General features: G+C 54.6%; 19 protein-coding genes. 2 read left to right on the top strand and 17 right to left on the bottom strand.

Going from position 1 to position 21550, the window contains the following annotated elements:
* Nucleotides 1–8: 8 nt before the first annotated feature.
* The 12 genes from DKB62_RS09050 to lpxC form a co-directional block, all read right to left on the bottom strand.
* Complete coding sequence (locus DKB62_RS09050) at nucleotides 9–542, bottom strand: KdsC family phosphatase (protein WP_107195644.1); 534 nt, start codon at nucleotides 540–542, stop codon at nucleotides 9–11.
* Complete coding sequence (locus tag DKB62_RS09045; protein ID WP_087477703.1) at nucleotides 542–1513, bottom strand: KpsF/GutQ family sugar-phosphate isomerase; 972 nt, start codon at nucleotides 1511–1513, stop codon at nucleotides 542–544. The genes DKB62_RS09050 and DKB62_RS09045 overlap by 1 nt, the downstream gene beginning before the upstream one ends.
* Nucleotides 1514–1533: 20 nt before the next feature.
* Nucleotides 1534–2379: a 3-deoxy-8-phosphooctulonate synthase gene (gene kdsA / locus DKB62_RS09040; protein ID WP_087477741.1), complete on the bottom strand. Its 846-nt coding sequence runs from the start codon at nucleotides 2377–2379 to the stop codon at nucleotides 1534–1536.
* Nucleotides 2380–2387: 8 nt separating this feature from the next.
* Nucleotides 2388–3125 (bottom strand): 3-deoxy-manno-octulosonate cytidylyltransferase, encoded by a 738-nt coding sequence (gene kdsB / locus DKB62_RS09035; RefSeq protein WP_087477702.1) that lies wholly within the window; start codon nucleotides 3123–3125, stop codon nucleotides 2388–2390.
* Nucleotides 3126–3128: 3 nt separating this feature from the next.
* Complete coding sequence (gene lpxK, locus DKB62_RS09030) at nucleotides 3129–4265, bottom strand: tetraacyldisaccharide 4'-kinase (RefSeq protein ID WP_107195643.1); 1137 nt, start codon at nucleotides 4263–4265, stop codon at nucleotides 3129–3131.
* A 17-nt stretch (nucleotides 4266–4282) separates the two neighbouring features.
* Nucleotides 4283–5611 (bottom strand): 3-deoxy-D-manno-octulosonic acid transferase, encoded by a 1329-nt coding sequence (locus tag DKB62_RS09025; protein ID WP_394802409.1) that lies wholly within the window; start codon nucleotides 5609–5611, stop codon nucleotides 4283–4285.
* Nucleotides 5612–5643: 32 nt separating this feature from the next.
* Nucleotides 5644–7395, bottom strand: a complete 1752-nt coding sequence (msbA, locus tag DKB62_RS09020; RefSeq protein WP_087477699.1) for a lipid A export permease/ATP-binding protein MsbA — start codon at nucleotides 7393–7395, stop codon at nucleotides 5644–5646.
* The gene (lpxB, locus tag DKB62_RS09015) at nucleotides 7382–8536 is read right to left on the bottom strand and encodes a lipid-A-disaccharide synthase (RefSeq protein WP_107195642.1); all 1155 of its coding nucleotides are present in this window, start codon (nucleotides 8534–8536) and stop codon (nucleotides 7382–7384) included. The genes msbA and lpxB overlap by 14 nt, the downstream gene beginning before the upstream one ends.
* A gap of 13 nt (nucleotides 8537–8549) precedes the next feature.
* Entirely contained in the window at nucleotides 8550–9365 is an 816-nt protein-coding gene (locus DKB62_RS09010; protein WP_087477697.1) for an LpxI family protein, read from the bottom strand.
* 135 nt (nucleotides 9366–9500) lie between these two features.
* Nucleotides 9501–10313, bottom strand: a complete 813-nt coding sequence (lpxA, locus tag DKB62_RS09005; protein ID WP_087477696.1) for an acyl-ACP--UDP-N-acetylglucosamine O-acyltransferase — start codon at nucleotides 10311–10313, stop codon at nucleotides 9501–9503.
* Between the two features lie 190 nt (nucleotides 10314–10503).
* Nucleotides 10504–10950 carry a 3-hydroxyacyl-ACP dehydratase FabZ gene (gene fabZ / locus DKB62_RS09000; protein ID WP_087477695.1) on the bottom strand — a complete coding sequence of 149 codons (447 nt, stop codon included), beginning with the start codon at nucleotides 10948–10950 and terminating at the stop codon, nucleotides 10504–10506.
* A 12-nt stretch (nucleotides 10951–10962) separates the two neighbouring features.
* Nucleotides 10963–11796 (bottom strand): UDP-3-O-acyl-N-acetylglucosamine deacetylase, encoded by an 834-nt coding sequence (lpxC, locus tag DKB62_RS08995; protein ID WP_087477694.1) that lies wholly within the window; start codon nucleotides 11794–11796, stop codon nucleotides 10963–10965.
* A gap of 194 nt (nucleotides 11797–11990) precedes the next feature.
* On the opposite strand from lpxC, the gene DKB62_RS08990 reads away from it, so the two are divergent.
* The gene (locus DKB62_RS08990) at nucleotides 11991–12797 is read left to right on the top strand and encodes a transglycosylase domain-containing protein (RefSeq protein ID WP_107195641.1); all 807 of its coding nucleotides are present in this window, start codon (nucleotides 11991–11993) and stop codon (nucleotides 12795–12797) included.
* Nucleotides 12798–12857: 60 nt separating this feature from the next.
* Here the strand turns inward: DKB62_RS08990 and DKB62_RS08985 are convergent, their stop codons facing one another.
* The 4 genes from DKB62_RS08985 to DKB62_RS08970 all read right to left on the bottom strand — a co-directional run bounded on the left by DKB62_RS08985 (nucleotide 12858) and on the right by DKB62_RS08970 (nucleotide 18930).
* Nucleotides 12858–13496, bottom strand: a complete 639-nt coding sequence (locus DKB62_RS08985) for a redox-sensing transcriptional repressor Rex (RefSeq protein WP_087477692.1) — start codon at nucleotides 13494–13496, stop codon at nucleotides 12858–12860.
* 87 nt (nucleotides 13497–13583) lie between these two features.
* A complete protein-coding gene (locus tag DKB62_RS08980) occupies nucleotides 13584–14864 on the bottom strand; it encodes an O-antigen ligase family protein (protein WP_232818755.1) in 1281 nt (426 codons plus the stop codon).
* Nucleotides 14865–14948: 84 nt separating this feature from the next.
* Nucleotides 14949–16253 carry a bifunctional folylpolyglutamate synthase/dihydrofolate synthase gene (locus DKB62_RS08975; RefSeq protein WP_198643462.1) on the bottom strand — a complete coding sequence of 435 codons (1305 nt, stop codon included), beginning with the start codon at nucleotides 16251–16253 and terminating at the stop codon, nucleotides 14949–14951.
* Between the two features lie 13 nt (nucleotides 16254–16266).
* Nucleotides 16267–18930 (bottom strand): valine--tRNA ligase, encoded by a 2664-nt coding sequence (locus tag DKB62_RS08970; protein WP_107195640.1) that lies wholly within the window; start codon nucleotides 18928–18930, stop codon nucleotides 16267–16269.
* Between the two features lie 462 nt (nucleotides 18931–19392).
* On the opposite strand from DKB62_RS08970, the gene DKB62_RS08965 reads away from it, so the two are divergent.
* Complete coding sequence (locus DKB62_RS08965; RefSeq protein WP_115759886.1) at nucleotides 19393–20469, top strand: IS30 family transposase; 1077 nt, start codon at nucleotides 19393–19395, stop codon at nucleotides 20467–20469.
* A gap of 221 nt (nucleotides 20470–20690) precedes the next feature.
* On the opposite strand, the gene DKB62_RS08960 is transcribed toward DKB62_RS08965, so the two are convergent.
* Entirely contained in the window at nucleotides 20691–21383 is a 693-nt protein-coding gene (locus DKB62_RS08960) for a hypothetical protein (RefSeq protein ID WP_087477690.1), read from the bottom strand.
* Nucleotides 21384–21550 lie beyond the last annotated feature (167 nt).

Raw genomic sequence — 21550 nt, 5'->3', positions numbered from 1 at the left:
CCTTTCTACTATTGAATCACTGCTGCCATGCCGCTCATATAGCGGCTGAGGACACTGTCCCACTGGTGCTGCTGTTTTAAAATATATTCGACCCACTCGCGCAGCGCGCCGTGGCCGCCGGCATAGGCCGATACAAAGGAGGCCGCCTCGCGCACCTCCGCGCAGCCGTCGGCCGGCGAAGCGCCGCATCCGGCTTTCGCCACGACGGCCAGGTCGTTCAAATCGTCGCCCATATAGGCGGCTTCCCCCATCGATATGCCCAGGTCCTGACAAAGCTGGGAAAAAGCGGCCAGCTTGTCCGACGTATTCTGCATCACGTAGTCGATATGCAAATCCTCGGCCCGCCGCTCGACCATAGGCGAACGGCGTCCCGTAATAATAGCCGTTTTAAGACCTGCCGCCCGGGCCAGGGAAATCCCCATGCCGTCGCGGGCGGAAAAGCCCTTCATGGCGTCGCCGCCGGGGCCGTAATAAATCGTACCGTCCGTCAGCACTCCGTCTACGTCGAAGGCCAACAATTTAATTTCCCTCCAGCCGTCCATCAGACGACTCCCTGCCGCAGCAAATCCGTCAGGTGAACCATGCCGACGGCCTTGCCGTCGCCGTCGACGACGGGCAGTACCGTAATCGGACGAGGCTGGTTCTTTTCCATGATATGAAGGGCTTCGGCAGCCAGCTTATCGCTCGTAATCTGACGGGGATTTTTAGTCATCATGGCGTCGACAGGCCACTGGAGGAAGTTAGATCCCGTTTCCAGGCCGCGGCGAACGTCGCCGTCTGTAACGAGACCGACAAGGCGGCCTTCTTCGTCGACGACCGACACGGCGCCCAATCCCTTTTCCGTCATCATGAACAAGGCGTCCTGCACGATGCTGTCTTCGGAAATGACCGGATTGTCATTGCCCTTGTGCATGACGTTTTCAACGGTCATGAGCAGCTTGCGGCCGAGAGCTCCGCCGGGATGATAAATGGCAAACTGATTTTTCGTAAAGTGATGACACGACAGCAGGACGATAGCCAGGGCGTCGCCGAGGGCTAAGGCCACCGTCGTGCTCGTCGTCGGCGCCAAGCCCAGGGGGCAGGCTTCCTTTTCGACGGATGCGTCGAGGATGACGTCGGAATTTTTAGCCAGCGTCGAGTTGTGATTGCCTACGACGGCGATGATTTTAGCGCCGATTCGTTTCAGCGACGGCAGGATATTCAAAATTTCCACGGTTTCGCCGCTGTTGGAAAAGGCCAGGACGACGTCGTCTCCCGTCACCATGCCCAAGTCGCCGTGAATGCCTTCGGCCGGGTGGAGGAAAATAGACGGCGTGCCCGTGCTCGACAGCGTCGCCGATACCTTGCGGGCGATATGGCCCGATTTTCCCATGCCGGTTACAATGGTGCGGCCTTTCGATTCCATAATCATATGCACGGCATTGACGAAGTTTTGATCCAGCGTAGGAATGAGATTTTCAATGCCTTTTGCTTCTTGCTGGAGTACGTCTCTTGCTTCTGCTAATATATCCATCGTGATGTCACCTCTGTATATTATTTCGCCGTACTGACGCTTCTGCGGGTAATGTCGTTGATGGCGATCATATCGCGCAGCACGCCTTCTACTTGCGACAAGTATAACATATTCGGGCCGTCGCATAAAGCTTCGGCAGGATTATCGTGCACTTCCATGAATACGCCGTCGATGCCCGAACCGGCCGCCGCTCTGGCCAGGTTGCCGATGTACTGGCGAAGGCCTGCCGATTTCGTGCCGGCGCCGCCGGGCAGCTGGACGCTGTGCGTCGCGTCGAACACGACGGGATAGCCGAAGCTGCGCATAATGGGGAAACTGCGCATGTCGACGACGAGGTTATGGTATCCCAGGCAGAATCCCCGTTCTGTCAGCATGATATTTTCATTGCCCATATAGGTGATCTTGTCGACGACGTTTTTCATGTCTTCCGGGGCCATGAACTGGCCTTTTTTTACGTTGACGCACTTGCCCGTCTTCGCCGCCGCTTCCAGAAGGTCCGTCTGCCGGCAGAGGAAAGCGGGAATCTGCAGGATATCCAGCACCTCTGCCGCTGGCTCTACCTGCTCGATGGAGTGGACGTCGCTGACGACGGGCACGCCTAATTCTTCTTTAATATACTTCAAGGTGCGCAGCCCTTCCGTCAGTCCCGGGCCGCGGAAGGACGTGTAGGACGAGCGGTTCGCCTTATCAAAGGAGGCCTTGAAGATATACGTGACCCCCAGGGATTCGCAGATCCGCTTCATTTCCCGGCCGATATTCAGCACCCGTTCCGTTTCTTCCAGCACGCAGGGGCCGGCCATGACGAAGAGCTTTCCGTCTCCGCCGACAGTCTGATTTCCTACGGCTACGCGTTTTACTTGTTCCATCATATGCGTTATTCTCCCTTTTGCGCGAAGTATGCGCGGATGTGTTCTAAATCTTCCGGCGTATCGATGCCGATAAACGTATGGTTTGTCTTGATTACCTTTATCTTATATCCATTTTCCAGAACCCGCAACTGTTCCAGCGATTCCACTTTTTCCGCCGGCGTCTGTTCCATAGCGGCGTACTGCAGCAGGAAATCGCGGCGGTAGGCGTAAATGCCGATGTGCTTATACGGGCGTATCGTATCGTCAAAGGCGTTGCGCGGATAGGGAATCAGGGATCTGGAAAAGTACATGGCTTCGTCTTTCTGATTCATGACGACCTTGACGGCGCTCGGCTCATTGTACTCTTCTTCTGCCAGCGGCGAGGCGACCGTAGCCATGGACAGGGACGGGTCTTCTTCAAAGACGGCACACAAGGCGTCGATGACGTCGGGCGCAATGAGAGGCTCGTCGCCCTGGACGTTGACGATGACATCGGCGTCAGGGAAATGAGCTACCGCCTCGGCCAGGCGGTCCGTGCCGTTGGCGTGGTCTTCCCGCGTCATGACGGCATGGCCGCCGAAGGAGACGACTGTGTCGTACACTTTCGGATTATCGACGGCGACGACGACTTGTTCCAGCTTCGCCGCCTTCGCCGCTTGTTCATATACGCGCTGCACCATAGGCTTGCCGGCAATATCGGCCAGCGGCTTGCCCGGCAGGCGCGTCGAGGCGTAGCGGGATGGGATGATGCATACAAATTTCATAACCTAACCTCCTATTACGTGGCGTAATACCTTATCTATCTGTTCTCCGCCCCTTGTAACTTCCAGCGCGATGCCCAGGACGTACAGGGGCAGATCGTATTGTCTGATCCATTCCGGATTGAGCTTTACGGCGTCCTTTTCCGTCGTAATCAGCACGGCGCCTGCGGCGTCTGCCGCCTTTTTCATCGCCGCCATGTCGTCGGTTCCATAGTGATGGTGGTCGTCGTAACGCAGGGCCTGAACGACGTCATATCCAAAAGAGCGAATCGTCTGCTCAAAGGACGCCGGGTTTCCCAGGGCCGATACGGCGACGGCCTTCGTTCCCTTAGGAAGAGCCTGGCAGTTTTCCCGCCCCTTCATGCCGTTCCAGTCGCTGAAGGATATGCACCACTTAGCCCGATGGACCGATTCTGCAATGGGCGCGTCGGGATTATAGGCCTGCAGCGCGCCGTACACGGCGTCGATGGCTTCCCGCGACGCCTGGTCGCATTTCGTAATGAGAAACAGGCCGGCCCGATTCAGGTGCTCCATGGGCTCGCGCAGAATCCCCCGCGGCAATACCTTGCCGTTGCCGAAGGGATTGGTTGCGTCGACGAGGACGATATCCAAGTCCCGATGCAGCTGCCAGTGCTGAAAGCCGTCGTCCAGCAGCAAGACCTGCGAGCCGAACTGCTCGATAGCCATTTGTCCGCTCCGTCGGCGTTCCCGTCCGATGACGACGGGAATCCCCGGCAGGCTGCGGGCCATGAGGCACGCTTCGTCGCCGCCTTCCGCCGCCGACAGCAGCACCTGCCGTCCGTCGGACATGACCGCCCCGTCGTGTTCCTTCTGAGAGCGGTATCCCCGGTTGAGCAGGGCTACGCGGTATCCTTCCCGCTGCAGCCGCTGGGCCAGCATACAGGCAGCCGGCGTCTTTCCCGTCCCGCCGACGGTAATGTTGCCGAGGCTGATGACGACGGCGTCCAGCCGGACCTGCCGTTCCGGATGGTCCGCATAGGAACGGTATTTTTTCTCGACGCCCTTCCGGTACAGGACGGCGGCACGCTCCAGCGCGCCCAGCACCAGCCCGTCCCAGCAATGGGAGGACGAGCCGTTCATCAAATCGAGAAAGTACGCGGCAAGTTTCGTGCGCAATGCCATATGCTCATCTCCGATGCTTACTTCTTGTCTACTTCATAATGTCCGTATACTTCGTCCAGCAGCCGCTGCAGCTCGTCGAGGTTCTTCTTGGTCGCCCCTTGATTTTCTTCGACGATTTCCAGGCAGTGGCGCTTCATTTCTTCCGCCTTTTCAGGGTGAATCAGTATATCCAGACAGGTATCAATAAACTCTTCTTCATTCCGCACCATGACGCAGGCGCCGCGGCTGCTGAGAAGATCGAAAATTTCTACGAAATTAAACATGTTCGGCCCGACGACAATCGGCTTGCCGTGCGCCGCCGGCTCCAGGATATTATGGCCGCCGATATGGGCCAGGCTGCCGCCGACGAAGATCAAATCGCCCAGGCTGTACACCCGGCCCAGCTCGCCGATCGTATCGAGGAGGACGCCGTCGTATGGGCCGGCAATTTGCTTTCCCGCTACCATGTCGCTGCGTTTGACCATCGTCACGCCGTGCTTGACGCCTTCGTCGTAAATGAGGTCGGCCTGATGAATGTAGCGCGGCGCTATGATGAGCTTCGCTCCGGGGAAATGGTTCCGTATATTGCAGAACGCCTTGTATACCGACACGTTTTCCCCCTTATGGGTGCTGCCGGCAATCATGATGGGATAGGTGTTTTCGTCGAATCCCAGCTCCTTGAGGTAGCGCTTCTTTTCTTCATCCGTCACGATGCCGTAGGTCTGGTCGTACTTCGTATTGCCCGTGACGATGACCTTATTGGGGTCGGCGCCGATGTCAATGATATATTGGGCGTCGATGCGGCTCTGCATGCAGAACACGTAAATCGTCGACAAGACGCGGCGCGTAAAGAAGGTAATCATGCGGTACCGGCTGGAGCTGCGGCGGCTGATGCGCCCGTTCATCATCATGACGGGAATATTCTTGCGGGCCGCGATGCGCAGGAAGTTCGGCCAGATTTCCGTCTCGACAAGGACGATGGCCCGCGGCTTGACGATGGTCAAAATGCGGTCCGTCAGGTACGGCAGGTCCAGAGGGAAATATAAAATCCCGTCGGCGCCCTTGATAATCTGATGGGCCATGCGGAATCCCGTCGCCGTGACGACGGACACGATGATGACCTCGTTCGGATGGGTCTTGCGCATTTCCCGCACGATAGGGCTGGCCGCTACGATTTCTCCGACCGACGCGGCGTGCACCCAGATGGCGTGGCGGTTCGATATTTTTTCTTTTAAATCATCCGGCAGAAACCCGATGCTCTGTTTGATGCGCTGATAAAAGCCTTCTTCGCGAATCAGGCGGTAAATGAGCATGGGAATCAGCGTCGCCCAATACACCAGCAGCAGTACGTTGTACAGCCAATACATGGATTGGGCTCTCATATTTGTCTTCATGAATCTTATCCTTCTGCGTTATCTTTAAACTGCACGGCATACAAGTTCGCATACAAGCCCTTTTTAGCCAGCAGCTCTTCATGGGTTCCTTCTTCGGCAATATGGCCGTGGTCGATGACGACGATATGGTCGGCGTCGCGCACCGTGCTCAGGCGATGGGCGATGACGACGGCCGTCCGGCCTTCCATTAGGCGGTCCAGAGCGGCCTGCACGATCTTTTCGCTTTCCGTATCGAGGGCCGACGTCGCTTCGTCGAGGATGAGAATCCGCGGATTCTTCAAGATAGCCCGGGCAATGGCGATGCGCTGGCGCTGGCCGCCGGACAAGGCGCTGCCCCGGTCGCCGACGATGGATTCATAGCCGTGAGGCAGGCTCATGATGAAGTCATGGGCGTTGGCCGCCTTGGCAGCCGCTACGATTTCGTCGTCGCTGGCGTCCAGCCGGCCGTAGAGGATATTTTCCCGGACCGTCGCGTTGAACAGCATTGTCTCCTGCGGCACCAAGCCGATTTGCTGGCGCAGTGAGGAAAAGGTCACGTCGCGGACGTCGACGCCGTCGATGGTCAGGCGGCCGCTCGTCACGTCATAGAAACGAGGCAGCAAGTTGGCCACCGTCGATTTCCCGGCGCCGCTGGGCCCGACGAGGGCTACTATTTGGCCGGGCTTGACGGACAGGTTGAAATCCGTAAGGGCCGGATGCTCCGCGTCATAGGCAAAGGAAATGTGGTCGAATTCGATGTGGCCCTGTACGGGCGGCAATTCGACGGCGCCTTCCTTTTCTTTGACGTCCGGTTCCGTGTCGAGGGTCTCAAATACCCGGTCGGCAGCGGCCAGGGACCGCTGGATATCGCCGTATATTTCGCTGATGCGCCGCACGGGATTGGCCAGGTTGATGGCGTAAATCAGGAAGGCGATGAGCTCGCCGGCCGTCATATCGCCGTCGATGACGCTCATGCCGCCGTACCAGATAATCCCCGTAATGGCGATGGCTGCAAAAAACTGAATGAACGGCGTCAGCATAGCCGTCAGCCGCGTCGTCTTCATGAGGGCCCAGAAGTTGTTGTCGTTCTGCTTGACGAACCGTTTGATTTCAAAGGCCTCGCGGTTAAAGGAACGGATAATGCGGATGCCGGAAATGGCCTCTTCCAAAAGGGCCGTAATATCGGCCATCTTGCCCTGCACTTCGTGGCCGGCCCGGCGCAATCGCTTGCCGAATACGTTGATTGTCACGACGACGAGGGGCACGATGACCAGGGTCAGCAGGGTCAGCTTCCAGTTCAGCACCAGCATCGAAACGAGGGAGCCGATGAGGATGACCGATTCCTGCACGAAGGATATCAGGTTGCCGGCAATGGCCGTCTGCAGCGCCGTGACATCGTTCGTCAGGTTGCTCATGATATTCCCGGTCTTGCGGCGGTCAAAATACGACAGCGATAAAATCTGCAGATGACGGTACAGCTTCTCCCGTATGTCGTTTACGATTCGCTGCCCGACGAAGCTCATGAGGTAGCGTTCGCCGAAATAGAAAAAGCCGCGCAGGAGGAACAATACCAAAATACTGATGACGATGAGGTTGAGCGTATAAATATCCTTATTCGCCAATACCTTATCGATAACGTCTTTAATCAGCCACGGCACGACGACGTTGCTCGCGCCGGAAAAGGCCATACAAATAACGGCTACGACGAGGCGTTTTTTATACGGCGTAATAAACCTCAACAAACGTTTATAGCTTTGCCAGCTGTTATATTGCTTCATTCGGATGGTTCTCCTTAGCAAAATGTAATATCGTCCGGGCGATGCGGCGTACGGAGCCGGCTTCGCCCATGGTGCGGCCTACGTCGGCCATGGCGTCCCGCAGCTGTTCCCAGCGCCCGGCATCGTGCAATAACGGCGCGACGACACTGGCGATGCCCTCAGGCGTCACGTCGTCCTGCCACAGCTCCGGCATGATGCGCCGCCCCATGATGATATTGGGAAGGCCGATATTTTCTATGTGAACTAATACTTTCGACAGCCAGTACGTAAGGGGCGCCACGCGGTACACCAAAAGGGTAGGCACCTTCATGAGGGCCGTTTCCAGCGTCGCCGTCCCCGAGGCGGCAATAGCCGCCGTGCTGACCTGCATCATATCGTATACATGGGTATTCTCACCGATCGTGACGGGAACATCATGCTCCCCTATGATTGCTTCCAGCACCGACGTATCGATCGTCGAAGCCCGCGGCAAGAGGCACTGCACATCGGGCACCGTTTCCTGTATCTTCCGTACGCCTTCCAGCATGACCGGCAGCAATCCCCGCACTTCCTGCATCCGGCTGCCCGGCATGAGCAGTATCGTCTTCTTGCTGGCATCCAGGCCGAAAAAGGCCTCCGCTTCGCCGCGGCTCATAGACGGATGGACCGAGTCGAGAAGGGGATGGCCCGCATAGACGACGTTCGTCCCCATGGCCTTATACATGTCCGCCTCAAAGGGAAACAGGGAAATAGCCAAATCGGAATACTTGGCAATCGTATGACCCCGGCTCTTGTGCCAGGCCCAGATCGTCGGCAAGATGTAATAGACGACGGTAATGCCGGCAGCCTTGGCCTTCTTGATGAGCTGCATATTAAAGCCGGGATAATCGATGCAGACCAGCAAATCCGGTTTTTCTTCCTTCATCTTCCGGATGAGAAAATCGCGGAGACGGAAGAAAAAGGGAATCTTGCGCAGAATTTCGCCTACGCCGATAAATCCCAGATTTTTAATATCATATATGATGTTTACGCCGGCCTCTTCCATACGGGCTCCGCCCATGCCCAGCAATTCTACGCTGGGGTCCAGTTCCCGCAGGGCTTTCGCTAAGTTGGCGCCGTGCATATCGCCGGACGCTTCGCCGGCGGAAAACATGATTTTCATGAAAACTCCTCTGTCAGAACGTCTTATCTACGGCGCAGATGCACAAATCGTGGGCATTGGCCAGCTTCAAGACCTCTTCCTGTTCCACAAACAAGGTCCGCTCCGCTTCCATCGCCAGGACGGTGCAGCCGCTGTCCAGCATGGATTGAATGGTCTGCTTGCCTACGGCCGGCACGTCGAACCGCACGTCCTGATTCGGCTTGGCGACCTTTACGACGACCGATTTTCCCCGTCCCAGCTCGCCGCCGCGGCGGATGCAGGCGTCCGTGCCTTCAATGGCTTCGACAGCCATGACAGCCTTGTTTTTTACGACGACAGTCTGGCCGATATCCATGCCGCCCATGGCTTTCGCCGTGACGAAGCCAAAGCGGATATCGTCCTCTTCTTCCGGAGTGGGCCGGCGCTTCGTCAGCACGCCCGTCGGCGGCATGAGCGGCTTGAGGTACAGCGTCTGGTCGACGACTTCAATGCCGTCTTTTTCGATTTCTTCGACAATCGCCAGCATAATCGTATCATCCTTGCGGTTGCGGAGCTTTGCCAGCAGCTTAATAGCCCGCAAGTCAGGGAATTTCAGCCCCTTGAACAGGATTTCCTTCGTAACCTTGCCGATCATCGTGACCTTGGTCACGCCTTCCTTTTTCATGGTCTTAATGACCTTATCCAGCTTGGCCACGTTGATGGCGTAGTAAGCGTCGGCTTCTTGCTCCAACTCCGGCGCTACGCCGTCGACGACGGCGATGACTACAACTTCATGGCCCAGCATCTTGGCGGCGCGCATAAATTCTACAGGCAGCTGGCCTACGCCAGCGAACAATCCGACTTTTTCCATTGCGTATCACCCTTACAAATGAATAAAATATCCATTTTTATATTATACAAAAAAATGCGCCGTATGTCAGTAATACAGCACATATTACAAGAAAAAAAGGAGGCGAGAACGCATCTCCCTCCTTTTTCGTATCCGTCAGTCTTTCGTGCCCCGGCAAATGCCCCGATCAGCATTGCGGAGGAACCGGAGAAAATGTTCAACTTCTTCCGAGCTGTCCAGCTCCTGTTCCATTTCGGCAATCGCCTGGCCTAAGTTCAAGCCGGAACGGTAGAGCAGGCGGAAGGCCTTTTTCAGCTCGCGCCGCACGTTTTCAGGAATCCCCGCGCGCGACAGGCCTACGCTGTTCAGGCCGATGCAGCGCGCCGGCTGGCCGTCGGCGATGACGAAGGGCGGAATATCCTGCACGACTTTGGCTAAGCCGCCGATCATGCTGTTTCTGCCGATCTTGACGAATTGATGCACGCCGGCGATGCCGCCGATAACGACGCGGTCTTCTACGACGACGTGGCCGGCCAAGCCGGCGCAGTTGCTCATGATAACGTTATTGCCGATAATGCAGTTATGGGCGACATGGGTGCACGCCTGGAACAGGCAGTCGTTGCCGATCCGCGTTTCCTCTTCTTCGCCCGTAGCGCGGCTGACCGTTACGAATTCGCGGAATACGGAGCGGTCGCCGATGATGACATAGCTTTTTTCGCCTTTAAATTTCAAATCCTGCGGTTCCGAGCCGATGGACGCGCTGGGGAAGAACCGGCAGTTCTTGCCGATTCTCGTCCAACCGTCGATCGTAACATGAGCCATAATTTCCGTGCCGTCGCCGATGACGACGTTCGGGCCAATCACGGCATAAGGGCCAATTTTTACGCCGGCGCCGATCTGCGCCGCCGGATCTATAACAGCCGTTGGATGTATTATGCTTTGCCGCATAGTTTCTTTTTCCTCGGTCATTCAAGTCACTCCTCGCGTTCCTGCCGCCGCCACAGCAGGAGCTTGTTTAAATTAATCCCTCTCTACGGTATATAGTCGTATGTCAAAAAGAAAAATATGCCCTCTTTTTCACTTTAAAAACAGCACATTTTATTTACCTATCTCCCATTTTCGCCGTTTTTCTCTTACATCCGACAAAAATGCAATAAAATTATTTCTTGCTGTTCTGACCCGGCATGAGAGCGAATAAGTATTCGCCTTCGGCGCAAAGGGTGTCGCCTACGTGGCACTGCGCTTTTACCTTGCCCATGCGGCCTTTGATCTTTTCAATATCGGCGCGCATGATGACCTGATCGCCCGGATGGACGGGGTGACGGAAGCGCAGCTTGTCGATGCCCGTAAAATACGGAATCAGGCCGCGGTTTTCTTCCGGATAGAGCAGCGTGACGCCGCCGACCTGGGCCATGGCTTCCGCCAGCAGCACGCCCGGCATAACCGGCTGGCCCGGGAAGTGGCCCTGGAAAAACAGTTCGTTGAACGTCGCGTTCTTAATGCCGATAGCGTATTTCATCGGTTCCAGCTCAATGATGCGGTCTACGAGCAGCATAGGATAGCGATGAGGCAAAATTTCCATAATATCCGTTACTTCCAAAATCATATGAATTCCTCCTTAATCTAATTCTTCCGCAATTTTATTCGTCAGAAGACTGTTCAATTTATGGCTTGATTTTACGGCAATGATATGCCCCTTCAGGGGACGCCCGATCATTGCCATGTCTCCGATGATATCCAGCACCTTATGGCGTACCAGCTCGTCGTCGACGCGAGGTACCGACAGGCATTCCTCCTTGTCGTATACGACGACGTTTTCCAGGGTGCCGCCCTTGCCTAATCCCAGCTTCTTCATCATTTCCAGCTCTTCCGTAAAGGCGATGGTGCGGGCGTAGGCGATTTCCTTCACATAGGACTCCTTGGTGATTTCCGCGTCGAAAAACTGCACGCCCAGCAACGGATGGGGGTTGATGGACGTAAAGGTGATGCGGAAGCCGTCGTACGGCACGATGGCGATGAACTTATCGTCTTCCTGCACGAGATGCTGCCGGCGCACGACCAATTCCCGCCGCGGCTCGTCCAGCTCCTTCACGCCGGCCTGTTCGATAAGTTCGACGAAATTCAGGCTGCTGCCGTCCGCTACGGGCGGCTCTGCCGAATCCATTTCTATGATGCAGTTATCTATTTGCAATCCGTTCAACGCCGACAATACATGCTCTACCGTAAACACCTTCGCTTCGCCGTCTTCCAGCGTCGTCGCCCGCATCGTATTGGTCACATTGGACAAATGGGCCTTTACGGACGGACGGCCCGGCAAGTCGGTACGGATGAATACAATGCCTGTATTAGCCGGAGCAGGGCACAGCACCATGTGGACTTCCTCGGCCGCGTGCAGGCCGATACCGCTGTACGATACGGACTTCGCCAAGGTAGTTTGCGCCACATTAGACATAAATATGCCCTCCTTTCTCTTGTTAGAAATAACATAGTTTCCCATACTAAATTATTATACATTATTTACAGGGGACTTGCCAATACTCGCAGCCGCAGAAATCGCGCCGATCCGCCCTCGCTGCCCCACATTTCTGCCTCCGTATTGCCTCGTCCGGCCCGACTTATGGTATAATAAGGAATCATGGAGGTATTATGAAGAAAAAATTACTGCTCGTCTTTTTGCTGGCCTTCGCCGCCTGCAGCTCCTGGAATCTGATTGCCGACTTCATTTCCGGCCCGGATACGGGAGGCCGCACGGAACGTTCCGCGCCGGCAGCATTTATATCGTCCTGGCTGACGCCGCTGAAACCGCTGGAAGAAAAGGCTTACGTCTATCTCCACTTTGAAGAGGCCATGGATGCCAAGATGGCCCGTATTCCCATGTACGTGTCCATCAACATCGTACCGCAGTCCCTGCGCCAGGCCGTCATCGCCACGGAGGACCGGCGGTTTTACAGCCACGGGGCCATCGACCCTATCGGCATCATCCGCGCCGCCGCAGTCAACCTCTATTCCGGCGAAACCGTAGAAGGCGGCAGCACCATCAGCCAGCAGGTCGTCAAAAACGTATTCCTGTCCCACGAACGAACGCTGAGCCGCAAGGTGCAGGAAGTCATACTGGCCTTTCTGCTGGAGCACTACTACAGCAAGGACGACATATTGGAAATTTATCTGAATACGGCTTATTTTGGCGCCAACGCCACGGGCCTCTACGAAGCGTGCCGTACCTATTACGGCATCGGCCCCGACGAGCTGCGCCTGTCCCAGTCGTCTATGCTGGCCGGACTGCTGCAGGCTCCGACCTATTATAATCCCCTGGAACACTACGACGCCGCCCGCAAGCGGCAGCAAGTCGTCCTGGCTCTCATGGCCGAGCAAGGCTATATCTCTGCCAGCCAGGCCACGCAGGCCTATCGCGACGACCTGGGACTCAGCGGAGACGGCAGCGAAACAAATTAATCCAACATCAAAAGAGCCTGGCGCATCGGCGCCGGGCTCTCTTACGTTCCCGCAGGACGGTCAGTCTTCTTTTTTATTGGTCAAATAATAGGAAATGCGGCTCAGGCCGATGGACAGGTCTTCGCGGAATACGAAGATATTGTCCGGCACGGTGAGGCGCAGGGGCGCGAAGGAAAAAATCCCCTGAATGCCCGCTTCCACCATTTGGTCCGCCACCTGCTGCGCGACGGCGGCAGGCGTCGTAATGATGCCGATTTGAATGCCTTCCTTCCGGATGACGTCCTTCATGTCGGCAATAGGCGTGACGACGACGCCTCCGACGTTCTGTCCGATAATCCGGTGGTCGACGTCGAACAGGCCGGCCGTACGGAATCCCAGGCGTCCGAAGGTCTTATAGTTAGCCAAGGCCCAGCCCAGATGGCCGATGCCGGCAATGCCGATTTTCCAATGCTGCTGCAGCCCGATGATTTCCACGATCTGCTGACACAGCTCGCTGACGTAATACCCTACGCCTTTCTTTCCAAACGCGCCGAAACACGTCAAATCCTTGCGGATCTGTTCCGGCGTAATGCCCAGCCGTTCACCTAATTTCTCGGACGATATAATATCAATCCCTGCATCTTGCAATAACAATAAATCTCTGTAATACAAGGGCAATCTTTCGATGACGGCATCTGATATAGCCTTTTTTTGTCTCATAGAAAAATCCTCCCAAAATTCAATCTATTCTTTTCAGCTATAACACGCCATTATAATTCTTTATAACACCCATACGAATATTATATATCATTGTGAATTATTTCGCAAACTTTTTTTCTTATTTTTTTGAATATCAATGAACATATTAGAAAATATGCCGCATAGCAGCCAAAAAGTAAGTGAAATTTGGGTACTAAATAAATCATAATCTCCTAACCCGCATACGGCCTGCGATATGACGGCGGCGCTCATCGTCATGGCCGCGGCCCGGTCGAAATGGGACAAACCGCCGCGCCGCAAAACCTTCAGTCCGTACCACCCGCAGCCCAGGAAAAACCACAGGAAGAAGAAAAATCCTGCCAGCCCCGTCTCCGCCGCAATGTTGAAAAACATATTGTGAGCGTGATAAATCGTAATGCCGGCCTGCTGAATAAACTCGTTGTACACGGGATACATATACTTAAAAGCTCCCCAGCCGATGCCCAGGACGGGATGGTCTCCCAGCATTTCCAGAGCGCCGTTCCACATGTCCAGGCGCATGGATACAGACGTATCGGCTTCGCTGTACGAAAAAATCGACATAAGCCGGTTCGTTACGCCGCCGCGGTAAAACAGCAGTACCGGCGGCACGAGGAGAAACAGGGCCCACAGCCGCTTATCCCAGACAAAGCCGAAGAACAGCACCAGCGCCGCCGCGCTGAGCCATGCGCCGCGGGAATACGTCAGGATCAGGCACAGGGACAAGGCGGCAAATAAGCCGACGTACAGCCAGCGGTGCGACCGATGGCCGGTGCAGATCGTCATCGAAGCCGCAGCCCCCATGACCATGAGGAGAAAGGCCGACAGCAAGTTGGGATTGTACAGCGTCGAATACATGCGGCGCTGCAGGAGGGGAAAAGCCGAGTTATCGACCCACGCCGCCTCTCCCAGCGTCAGCATGTGGGCGTACTGGTACAAGCCGTACAGGCAGACCACTGCGGCGCTGACGAACAGCCCCGTCAGCAGCAGATGGCGCTCGGCCTGGCCGCGTACGAAGAAGATGACCAGCATATACAACAAGGCGTATTGCACGATGGTAAAGCAATAAAAGGCAAATCCCATCAGCCCGTGAGGCGAGCCGACGAGGGACAGCAGGGCCGCAAAACAAAAGCCTGCCGCCGGCACGAGCAAGGGAATGGACGGCGCCGGGCCGAATCCGTATTTCCAGCCGCAGAAGGCGGCAAAGACGACGGCCAGGGCCAGGCATATCTCCATGGCGATGAGATTGACCGGCATAAAAAAGACAGTCCCCAGAAGGGCATACACCACGCGGAGGCGTGCCCGTTCTGCGGGACTGCTCATCTTATATTGATTCATCACGGGGTTCATGATATCGCTCCTTTGCCTTGTATTATACTAAAAATAACACAAGGGGTCTAGAGCGCTCCGGCTGGGCCGGACAAAATCCTCCCCTTATTCCTGCCGGTAATGCTTCCGCAAATACCGCCGCACGTCGCCCTGGATATACAGGGAACCGACGATGCACAGGACCTCTCCGTCCTTCACGGAGGCAAAGGCCTTGTCCAGCCCGGCGTCCAGAGAGTCCGCCCAGTCGGCGCGGCACGGCAGCATAGCCGCCATCTGCCGCGGGTCCGCCGTCCGCGGCGTCGGAGCCGGCGCACAGACGACGTAATCGTCTTCATGGAACAATTCCTGCACCATGTGGGTGTAGTCCTTATCGGCCAGCACGGAAAAGAGAAATACTCTCTTCCGCGTGCCGAAGACATCGTCGTAGGTTTTGCAGAACGTATCTATGCCGGCCGGGTTGTGGGCTCCGTCGATGACGACGTCCACGCCGCCGCAGCGCAGCACCTGAAACCGTCCCGGCCATTGTACCTGCGACAGGCCTTGTTCCAAAGCCGTGCGGGTCAGCCGCTTTTCATGGCTGGCAATGAGCAGCAGGGCCATGACGGCGGCGGCGCAGTTAACGCGCTGGTGCTTGCCCACGAGGGGAATCGTCGCCGTAATATCGCGGCCGTACCGCTCTCTCACCGTCACCATCTGACCGACGGACGGATCGGCCGGCCCGGCGTTGCCTACGACGTCGAAGCTGCGGTCCAGAGCGTAGAGGCGGCTCTTCATTTCATAGGCCTTGCGGGCGATGACCGACAAGGCCGGTTCTTCCGCCGTCGTCACGACGGGCACGCCTTCCTTGATGGTGCCGGCCTTCTGGACGGCGATTTCTTCTATCGTATTGCCGCAGTACTTCATGTGGTCCATTGCCACGTTGGTAATGACCGACACTTCCGGCACGACGACGTTCGTCGAATCGAGAAGACCGCCTAAGCCCACCTCGACGACGGCGTATTCCACGCCGGCCTTAGCAAAGTGCCAGAACGCCGCCGCCGTAATCATTTCAAATTCCGTCGGCCGCTCCACGCCGTCGGCTACCATAGCTTCCACGGCCTGAGACACGACGGCTACGGCTTCGGCGAAGTCTGCCCGGCTGATGTCTTCCCCGTCGACGTGGATTCGCTCCGTATAGTCTTCCAGATGGGGCGACGTGTACCGGCCCGTCCGGATGCCGGCACAGCACAGGGCGCTGGCGATCATAGCCGTAACGGAACCCTTGCCATTCGTCCCCGTCACATGGACGGTCTTATATTTCATCTGGGGATTGTCCAGGCGCTTCAGGAGTTCCCGAATGCGCCCGAGCCCCATTTGGATGCCGAATTGGCTGGCATGTTCCAAATAATATATCGCTTCTTCGTAGGTCATACTATGCCTTCTTTTAGAGTTTTGCCAAATCTTCCAGACGCTTCGTGAGAGCGGCCATCTTTTCCGTATAATCGGCTAACTTGGCCTTTTCCTTTTCTACGACGTCTGCCGGCGCCTTGGCTAAGAAGCCCTGGTTGGACAGCTTTTTGTTGAGGCGTTCGATTTCTTTACCCATCTTTTCCTGTTCCTTATGGACGCGGGCCGTTTCTTTTTCGACGTCGATCAAATCCTTGAGCTGGAGGTATACTTCGATGCCCGGCACGACCGTTACGACGGCGTTTTCCGGCTTCGCTTCGCCCGGAGCCAGCAAGGTTACGTGGTCGGCGAAGGCCAGCGTATGGAAGTACGATTCGTAGGTCTTCAACGTCTTAGCCATATCGTCCGTCGCAGGAGCCATGATGACCGGAGCCTTCTTGCCCATAGGCACGTTCGATTCGGCGCGCATGTTGCGGATACCCTTGATAGCTTCCATGAGCGTATTCATCGTCGCGGCGTCGGCGGCGAAATCCCAGTGAGACTGCGCCTGGGGCCACGGCGCTACGATGAGGCTTTCCCCTTCGTGAGGCAGGTGCTGCCACAGGTGCTCCGTAACGAAGGGCATGAAGGGATGGAGCATTTCCAGCGTATGCGTCAGGACGTATACGAGGACGTACTGTACAGTCCGCTTGCTCCGTTCATCTTCGGATTTATACAGGCGCTGTTTCGCCAACTCGATGTACCAGTCGCAGTAGGAGTTCCAAATGAAGTTGTATACGGCGTCGGCAGCGTCGCCCAATTCGAAGTTGTCGAAATCAGCCGTCACCTTGCGGACCGTGTCGTTGAAGGAGGTCAAAATCCAGCGGTCGGCCAGGGTCAAATCCGATTCTTCGGGCACAAAGGTTTCGTCGTAATCCGTCAAGTTCATGATGACGAACTTGGAAGCGTTCCAAATCTTATTGGCAAAGTTGCGGTTTGCTTCGACCCGTTCCATGTAGAACCGCATGTCGTTGCCCGGCGTGTTGCCTGTCACGAGAGTAAAGCGCAAGGCGTCGGCGCCGTATTCTTCGCATACGCCCAAGGGATCGATGCCGTTGCCCAGGGACTTGCTCATCTTGCGGCCCTGGCTGTCGCGGACGAGGCCATGGATAAATACGTGGCGGAAGGGGACGTCCTTCATGAATTCGCACGTCGTAAACATCATGCGGGCGACCCAGAAGAAGATGATGTCGTAGCCCGTGACGAGGACGCTCGTCGGGAAGAACTGCTTAATATCTTCCGTCGTGTCGGGCCAGCCCATCGTCGAGAAGGGCCACAGGGCCGAGCTGAACCACGTATCGAGGACGTCCGGATCCTGATGGATGTGCTTGCTGTGGCAGTGCGGGCATTCCGTCAAGTCCGTGCGGCTGACCGACGTTTCACCGCAGTCGTCGCAGTACCAGGCCGGAATCTGATGGCCCCACCAGAGCTGACGGGAAATGCACCAGTCGTGAACGTCTTCCAGCCAGTGATTGTAGGTCTTGACGAAGCGGTCCGGCACAAACTGCGTTTCCTTATCGGCAACGGCTTTCAAGGCAGCCGTCGTGAGGGGCTTCATCTTGACGAACCACTGCTTCGTCGAGAACGGTTCAACCGTCGTCTTGCAGCGCGAGCAGTGGCCGACGGCGTGATTCAATTCTTCGACGTGATCCAGCAGGCCCAACTCTTCCAAATCGGCGACGACGGCCTTGCGGCAGTCTTCGCGGGTCATGCCTTCGTACTTCGCGCCGGCTTCGGCGTTCATCGTGCCGTCGAGGTTCATGATCATAATGGATTCCAGGTTGTGGCGCTGGCCCATTTCAAAGTCGTTCGGGTCGTGGGCCGGCGTAATCTTTACGGCGCCTGTCCCGAATCCGATGTCGACATAGTCGTCGGCAATGACTTCGACTTCGCGGTTTACGAGAGGGATGACGACCTTTTTGCCGATAAACTTCTTCATCCGTTCGTCTTCAGGGTTTACGGCGACGGCCGTATCGCCCATGATCGTTTCCGGGCGGGTCGTGGCGATCATGATGTAGTCGTCTTCGCCGACGACGGGGTATTTGACATACCACAAATGGCCCTGTACGTCCGAATGGTCGACTTCGATATCGCTCAAGGCCGTATGGCAGTGAGGGCACCAGTTCGTAATGCGCTGGCCCTGATAAATCAGGCCCTTTTCATAAAGAGACACGAATACTTCGCGGACGGCGCGGGCGCAGATATCGTCCATGGTAAAGCGCTTGCGGCTCCAGTCGCACGACGAGCCCAAACGGCGGACCTGCTGTTCAATACGATTGCCGTACTGTTCCTTCCAGGCCCATACGCGTTTCAAAAATTCTTCGCGGCCAATGTCGTAGCGAGTCTTGCCTTCTTCTTTAGCCAGCTGCTGTTCTACCTTTACCTGCGTCGCGATGCCGGCATGGTCCGTCCCCGGAATCCAGGCCACGTTATAGCCTTCCATGCGCTTAAACCGGACGAGAATATCCTGCAGTGTATTGTCCAGGGCATGGCCCATATGCAGCTGCCCCGTGACGTTCGGCGGCGGCATGACGATGCTGAAGGGCTTTCTCGACGGATCGGCGTCCTGATGAAAATACCCGTTTTGTTCCCAGAAATCATACCATTTCATTTCAATGTCGTTCGGCGAATACGTTCCTAAGCTTTCCTTGTTCCACTTCATTGCAAACCCTCCTGTAACCATAAAAAAGAGCGCCCCTTCGTCCTAAGCTCTCTTAGGACGAAAGAACGCTGTATCTTCCGCGGTACCACCTAAATTGCCCCGGCTCGGCCGAAGCCCCTTCATCATGCAAATAACGGCTGCAATCCGGGCAGGCCTTTCCTCCTGCCGGCTCACGGGTGACGCGCCGCCTTCGCTATGAATGCCTTCGCACCAATCCGGCACCTCTCTGCCATAGCGCCATGCAGCTTCTTCCGCTCATCGCTTTTGTGTTGATAAATATTCTAACAAGTTTGCAAAGTCTTGTCAATGATTTTGTATTTTTAGATAGTGTAAAGTTATTGTGGGAATTTTTTGGTTAATTGTAAAATGAATTTGAACAGGTAATCAAAAAAACAAAAATCCATAGTGAAGCTTCATGTTAAAATGGTTTTGCGAGAAATCATCAACAAAGGAGCAATCACTATGGATCACATCCATTCTAACACAATTGAGGACGTACGTACACCCGGCCGCCATCTTTCTTTGGAGGAACGTGGCATGATTCAGGCCCTGCATCGCCAGGGGCTTTCCCTTCGCAACATCGCTGCTGCAGTAGGATGTGCTCATACGACTGTTTTCTATGAACTTCGGCGTGGAACGCCGGATCGGAAAAGCAAGCACGGTCGTGCCCCTCAGTATATGGCAAAGCGCGGTCAGAAGGCTTATGCAGAGAATCGCAAGAACTCCAGGAAGCCTTGTAAAATCGATCATGACGACTGCGAGCTGTTTATCCAATGGATGGTGGAACGAGTCCGCCAGGAACGCTGGTCACTGGATGCCTGCGTTGGCTATGCTAGGCGAAATAAGCTATTTACTCCGGAACAGATTCCCTGTACCAAGACGCTCTACAACATGCTTTGGGCTAACAAACTTCCACTGTCACTCTTCGAGGTACCGCAGGTCTTGAAGCACAAACGCCGCCGCAAATGGGTGCGTAAGAACAAACGTATGAAGGGCCGCTCCATTGAGGAACGTCCTGCCGTCGTCGATGATGGTACCGAGATGGGCCACTGGGAAGTGGATACGGTCGTTGGTCGGCGCGCAGGTCGTGAAGCAGTAGTCTTCACCGCTGTTGAAAAGGTTACGCGCAACTACATCGCTATCCGAATTCCTGGACGTACCTGCGCCGGCGTTGAAGCTGCTCTTGCACAGTTGCAGGAGCGATATGGCGCAGAGTACTTCAGCCAGATCTTTAAGACGATGACGGCCGATAACGGTCCAGAGTTTGAGAACTTATCGCAGTTCGAGAGCCTCGGTACTAAGATATACTTTACACATCCGTACAGCTCATGGGAGCGGGCTCAGAACGAACGCCACAATGGCCTGCTGAGGGATTTCATCCCAAAGGGCATGTCCATGGAGCGGTTCTCTGATGAGGATATCCTGAACATGGCAGATACGCTGAACCAGCGCCCACGGCGTGTTTTGGGCTACCATACGCCGTCAGAGCTATTTGATGCATTCCTCGATGAAGTTTATGCTAGTGAGTGTGTTTCCTGATTATGGTTGTTCAAATTCAACTTGCAATTTACCGTGGGAATTTTTTGACAGGCCATTTTTGATAGTTCTTTTAACCTGTTAATATTACTACTATAGTTACGTTATAGACAGCATACAGCAACGTGCTGACACTAGCATTACCGTTACGCTATATATTCTTTACTTTGTGCATTAAAGTTTTCCCACAATTATTTTACGCTATCACATTTTTATCTGAATAATTATTTCAATGTAATTGATATTCCATGAGGTTTATCTGGATTCATTGCATCGGGTAACTCCTTTAAAGTTACATGCAAATCGGTATCCGCTGTAACCTTTGCTTGAAAATGAGTCCCTGCCGGAAATTCAACATTCTTACCTTTCATAAACAATCCTCCAACAAGACTTACTACAGCAGCAACTGCCACAGCTCCACCATCACTTCCTGCCTCTTTCATTGCACTATATTGAAGTGGTACTCGAACATTATTTATTGTATTTACAGAATTTATAGTAAATTCCAATTTTCCTGAACGCCCGAACATACCTGACTTTTTCGCTTTTGTGACAACGCCTTCTACCGGAGTACCAGCAGGAATAACAATGACATCATTAATAATGACATGATCTAATGTCTTAAGCGGAACAGGGTTCCCTTTTTTCATCGTTTTTGAAGAAATATTCTCTGTTAATTCTATGTTTAAAATTGTTTCAGCTGGAATATATGCATTTCCTTTTGGTATTCGCCTTAAAATTTCTTGCTCTTTCTGTCGTTCTGCTTCCATAACAGCCGATTTAAACGGCTTATAAGTACTATTTTCACTACTAAGTGAATTACTCATTGCTGAAACAATAGACGAATTAATTGCCGGTATTATCATTATTATTGCGCATAAACTACATGCTATTGCTTTTTTACCTAATGAAGTCATAAATAAACACTCTCCAAAACTATTTTACAAATACGATTTCAGTTACCTCATGCTGACATATTAGTTACTATGCTCTCTGCCAATTTCTCATTATATATCTTATCGTTTTTGCACATTTGTTATGCAGCACATTTTTAAAGTAAATACATTCTAAAAAATATTTTAAA

The sequence above is a fragment of the Megasphaera stantonii genome (genome assembly GCF_003367905.1).
GTDB classification, from domain to species: domain Bacteria; phylum Bacillota; class Negativicutes; order Veillonellales; family Megasphaeraceae; genus Megasphaera; species Megasphaera stantonii.
This window is presented reverse-complemented; position numbering and strand designations above follow the sequence as displayed.